The following is a 4,729-nucleotide window of genomic DNA, read 5'->3' on the forward strand; positions in this document are numbered from 1 at the left end:
TTTCACACCCTCGATGAAAGACGTTCAGCCACCGATATAAGTAATTTAGCTTGATTATACCTATAACAAAGGGCACATCTATAACTAGACATGTGCCCCTTTTTCCGATTATTTATATGGATTCGTGTTGAGCAACGTTGCAACATCAACAATTTCGAACCCTTGGCTTTTTAGTTTTTGGATGATAATAGGGACCGCCTTCGCCGTCTCCGTTTTATCATCATCACTATGCATCAGAATGATGTCTCCATTCCTCACATTCTTCAAGACATTGTTTTCAATATGGGTTTGCTCTTTTTGGGACCAATCTAATGTATCAATGGACCAAAGGATGATTTTGTTTTGTTGTTCTTTTGCCACATTGACTACTTTTATATCTGTATCACCATACGGCGGTCTTAAAAGGGCAGGTGATTTGCCGATCACACTTTTAATCGCTGCGGAAGCTCCCATTAAATCTTGCCTAACATCCTTAGCAGTTTCTTTGGTTAGCTCGCGATGGTAAAAACTATGACTTCCAATCACATTTCCGTTATCGTAAGCCATCTTCACAATATCCGGATTTTGTTGAACCTTTTGTCCGATAAAAAAGAAGGTTCCTTTCACATTTTGCTGTTTAAGTGCCTCAATAATTTTTGGCGTATTGATCCGGTCAGGCCCATCATCAAACGTTAGAGCCACCCGCTTTTTATTCGGACCATTCACAAATACATCATTAGGATACCGTTTTGGAAATGCCAGAATGTCACTACGCCACTGAATCATATTTTTCCAAGCGGAAGCCGTCAAGTTTTCTGAAGTCCCCTTGATCGACAGAATATAATTCTGATTAGGGCTTGAAGTTTGGATTGGGCTATAGACTGCAATATGATCCACTTTTCCCGTCGATTGAGGGATGATCCATTTTAATTGATATTGAGCATTCAGTTTATACGTATATATTTGATCATTTTGATTAGTTGACCTACTTGTTGGGGTCCCCAACTCTTTCTCAATATCTGATAACGTAAATTCTTGAATCGTTGGATCATTGGAACGCACATCAAATATGGTGCCATCTTGATTATAACCAAATACGGCATACCTTTTTGTGTAAGTGGCATAATACCCGCCCCCAACCTGGTCCACTTGATTTGGCTCTCCCCAGGCATCTTTTACCTGGGAAATCGTGGAGTGTTGGGCTGCAAAAGGAACGGTATAGGCATGACCAGTTTTAGCTTGGGCTACGAGCTGTTGAACAGAAACAGACGTTTGATTCTGAGATGGTTGTTGATTAGATTCCTGAACTTGTTTTCCGCCATGGTCACTAGGTGAACTTTTCGGTGGCTTGGCCTCTTCCTTTTGCGAGCAACCTGCCAAGAGTAAAATACTCAATATGATTACATAATAAATCCTCATTAGCATCCCCCCATATTATTTTCTCCCTGACCCCAGAGAAAATATCTATGAATGTTATTAACAACTTTCCTTGTTTTCTATTTGCATTTTAAAGGTTTTCATTTGTTGCTTTCGCAAATTGATATACCCAACCGTTGACATGACCAAGGCACCCAATGCGTCTACGATGATATCCTCCATGGTGTCTGCAACCGCTTCGTGCCCAATTAAAATCGTACCTTCTGCGGTAATGAACTTCTGCATATTGGTCCCTAATAGGCCATCTGCGGTAAATTCATAGATCTCCCAAACAGCGCCACATGCCAAAGCGAAACAAAACGCAAATAAGGCAACGAAAAATGGACTTAACTGGATATTAAGCTTTTCTGTTTTATTAAAGAAATTGACAATGACAAAGCCTAAGGAACCAAGCATCGCTGCACTAAAGCAATGGAGAATTAAATCCCAATAGGGAATTCTATAATAAAAATTTCGAACTTCACCTAAATAAATGGCACAAAATAGAAAGATGAAATAGATGATTTCCATGATATCCGGTATATCAACCCGGAATCTTCTCTCCACTTCTGAAGGTAGAAAAATTACAATGCTACCGAAGACACATTGCAAGATCATCAATACATAGTCACTTCTAACCCGATCGTATTCATTTTGTGCAGGTCCTGAAGGCGTCGTAAAAAACATATAAATTGCGTAAATAATGGACATGATAAGTAAGGTTAAAACGATTCTGAAGATCCACGTCTTTCTTTTTGGATATTTTTTCAATTTTTTCCACCCCCAAATCATTCTATACCTTTTACGTGAAATTAGAAAAAAGGATTCGCTCTATTGTATAAAACTCCATTTTTTTCTAAATAATTTATGAAATGTGAGTTGATTCACTTGACAAAAAAGTGAAATTTATACGATAATTATTTTTGAATTAGAATTATTCTAGTTTAGAAAAAGATTTATTAAAATCTTTTATCAATATAAAACCATTTTAGGAGGAAACAAACATGTCTTTAATCGGTAAAGAAGTACAACCATTCGTAAATCAAGCTTATCATAACGGTGATTTCATTACAGTTTCTGAACAAAACTTTAAAGGCAAATGGAGTGTAGTATGCTTTTATCCAGCAGATTTTACATTCGTATGTCCTACTGAATTAGAAGATCTTCAAAATCAATATGCAACACTAAAAGAGCTTGGAGTTGAAGTATACTCTGTTTCAACAGATACTCATTTCACACATAAAGCATGGCATGATCATTCACCAGCGATCAGCAAAATTGAGTACATTATGGTGGGAGACCCTTCCCAAAAACTTACTCGCATCTTTGACGTATTAGAAGAAGAAGAAGGCCTTGCACAACGTGGTACTTTCATTATTGATCCAGACGGCGTTGTTCAAGCAATGGAAATCAATGCAGGTGGCATCGGCCGTGACGCAAGCACACTTGTAAACAAAATCAAAGCAGCACAATATGTTCGCAACAATCCAGGAGAAGTTTGCCCTGCTAAATGGCAAGAAGGCGGACAAACATTGAAGCCAAGCCTTGATCTAGTAGGAAAGATTTAAGGAGTAGCTCCTATGTTACTAGATACAGAAATAAAAGCACAATTAGCCCAGTACCTTCAACTAATGGAGGGGGACGTGCTGCTTAAAGTTAGTACTGGAGAGGATGCCGTTTCCCGCGATATGCTTTCTTTGGTGGATGAATTAACTTCTATGTCATCCAACGTGAAAGTGGAAAAGGTTCAATTAGAAAGAACACCAAGCTTCAGCGTCAACCGTATTGGGGAAGATACTGGAGTCACTTTTGCCGGTGTTCCACTTGGTCATGAATTCACTTCATTAGTATTGGCACTGCTTCAGGTTAGCGGAAGAGCACCAAAGGTGGAACAAAAAGTTATTGATCAAATCAAAAACATTAAAGGCAACTATCACTTTGATTCTTATATCAGCTTGACTTGCCACAACTGCCCTGATGTTGTTCAAGCCTTAAACTTGATGAGCATACTTAATCCTGGTATTTCACACACCATGATTGATGGTGGAGCCTTTAAGGATGAGGTCGAGAGCAAAAACATCATGGCGGTCCCAACCGTTTTCCTAAATGGAGAATCTTTCGGAAGCGGTCGTATGACAGTTGAAGAAATCCTTGCTAAATTAGGAAATGGTCCGGATGCATCAGAGCTTTCTGATAAAGAACCTTTTGATGTACTCGTAATCGGCGGCGGTCCTGCTGGTTCCAGTGCGGCAATCTATGCTGCACGTAAAGGAATTCGCACTGGTATTGTGGCAGAACGCTTTGGCGGTCAAGTCATGGATACCATGGGTATTGAAAACTTTATCAGCGTTAAATATACCGAAGGCCCTAAACTTGCAGCCAGCCTTGAAGAGCATGTGAAAGAGTATGATGTTGATGTCATGAATCTTCAGCGTGCGAAACGCTTGGAAAAGAAAGAACTTATTGAAGTTGAATTGGAAAACGGTGCTGTTCTAAAAAGTAAGACCGTCATTCTGTCAACTGGTGCCCGCTGGCGTAATGTCGGTGCTCCTGGGGAAGCTGAGTTCAAGAATAAAGGCGTGGCTTACTGCCCACACTGTGACGGTCCATTATTTGCGGGTAAAGACGTTGCGGTTATCGGCGGCGGTAACTCTGGTATTGAAGCAGCGATTGACCTTGCCGGTATCGTCAACCATGTAACAGTACTTGAATTTATGCCAGAGCTTAAAGCTGACTCTGTCTTACAAGAGCGTCTTTACAGCCTGCCAAACGTTACCGTTCTGAAGAACGTTCAGACAAAAGAGATCACTGGTACTGACAAGGTGAATGGGATTACTTATATAAATCGTGAAACTGGTGCTGAGCATCACGTGGAATTACAAGGGGTATTTGTTCAAATCGGTCTTGTTCCTAATACCGATTGGTTGGGTGAAACAGTTGAACGGACTCGTTTTGGCGAAATCATCGTCGATAAACACGGCGCTACAAACGTCCCTGGTGTATTTGCTGCAGGGGATTGTACCGACAGTGCTTATAAGCAAATTATTATTTCAATGGGGTCAGGTGCAACCGCAGCTTTAGGTGCATTTGATTATCTCATTCGTAATTAGATATTTTAAAGGGAATTGGAGATGTCCAATTCCCTTTTTTACTTTTCTGGCATTTACTAGTCCTAGCTTTACTTTTTTACCCTGCTTTATCCGAAGTTTGCTTGACTTTAGACAGAGACTCCTGCTTTTTTACCTTTGCCTTGTCTGAATTTGCCTCAGCTTCGGACACGTTCCTGCTTTTTTGCCTCTGCCTTGTCCGAAGTTAGATCGACTTCGGACACACT

At 40.2% G+C, this 4,729-nt stretch carries 4 protein-coding genes; 2 read left to right on the forward strand and 2 right to left on the reverse strand.

Features of this window, described 5'->3' with window-relative positions:
- Positions 1-108 precede the first annotated feature (108 nt).
- Both V7083_RS20180 and V7083_RS20185 read right to left on the reverse strand, forming a co-directional pair.
- Positions 109-1,398 (reverse strand): polysaccharide deacetylase family protein, encoded by a 1,290-nt coding sequence (locus V7083_RS20180; protein ID WP_335481288.1) that lies wholly within the window; start codon positions 1,396-1,398, stop codon positions 109-111.
- A 57-nt stretch (positions 1,399-1,455) separates the two neighbouring features.
- A complete protein-coding gene (locus V7083_RS20185; protein WP_438823754.1) occupies positions 1,456-2,166 on the reverse strand; it encodes a hypothetical protein in 711 nt (236 codons plus the stop codon).
- Between the two features lie 233 nt (positions 2,167-2,399).
- Between V7083_RS20185 and ahpC the strand changes: the two genes are divergently transcribed.
- Positions 2,400-2,963: an alkyl hydroperoxide reductase subunit C gene (gene ahpC, locus V7083_RS20190; protein WP_335481290.1), complete on the forward strand. Its 564-nt coding sequence runs from the start codon at positions 2,400-2,402 to the stop codon at positions 2,961-2,963.
- 12 nt (positions 2,964-2,975) lie between these two features.
- Positions 2,976-4,505: an alkyl hydroperoxide reductase subunit F gene (gene ahpF, locus V7083_RS20195; protein WP_335481292.1), complete on the forward strand. Its 1,530-nt coding sequence runs from the start codon at positions 2,976-2,978 to the stop codon at positions 4,503-4,505.
- Positions 4,506-4,729 lie beyond the last annotated feature (224 nt).

Source organism: Bacillus sp. JJ1764 (assembly GCF_036962145.1).
In the GTDB taxonomy this organism is placed as follows: Bacteria; Bacillota; Bacilli; order Bacillales; family Cytobacillaceae; genus Neobacillus.

Coding starts and splice junctions, on each gene's coding strand:
- V7083_RS20180 (WP_335481288.1), bottom strand. CDS start 1,398: ATGAGGATTTATTATGTAATCATATTGAGTATTTTACTCTTGGCAGGT.
- ahpF (WP_335481292.1), top strand. CDS start 2,976: ATGTTACTAGATACAGAAATAAAAGCACAATTAGCCCAGTACCTTCAA.
- ahpC (WP_335481290.1), top strand. CDS start 2,400: ATGTCTTTAATCGGTAAAGAAGTACAACCATTCGTAAATCAAGCTTAT.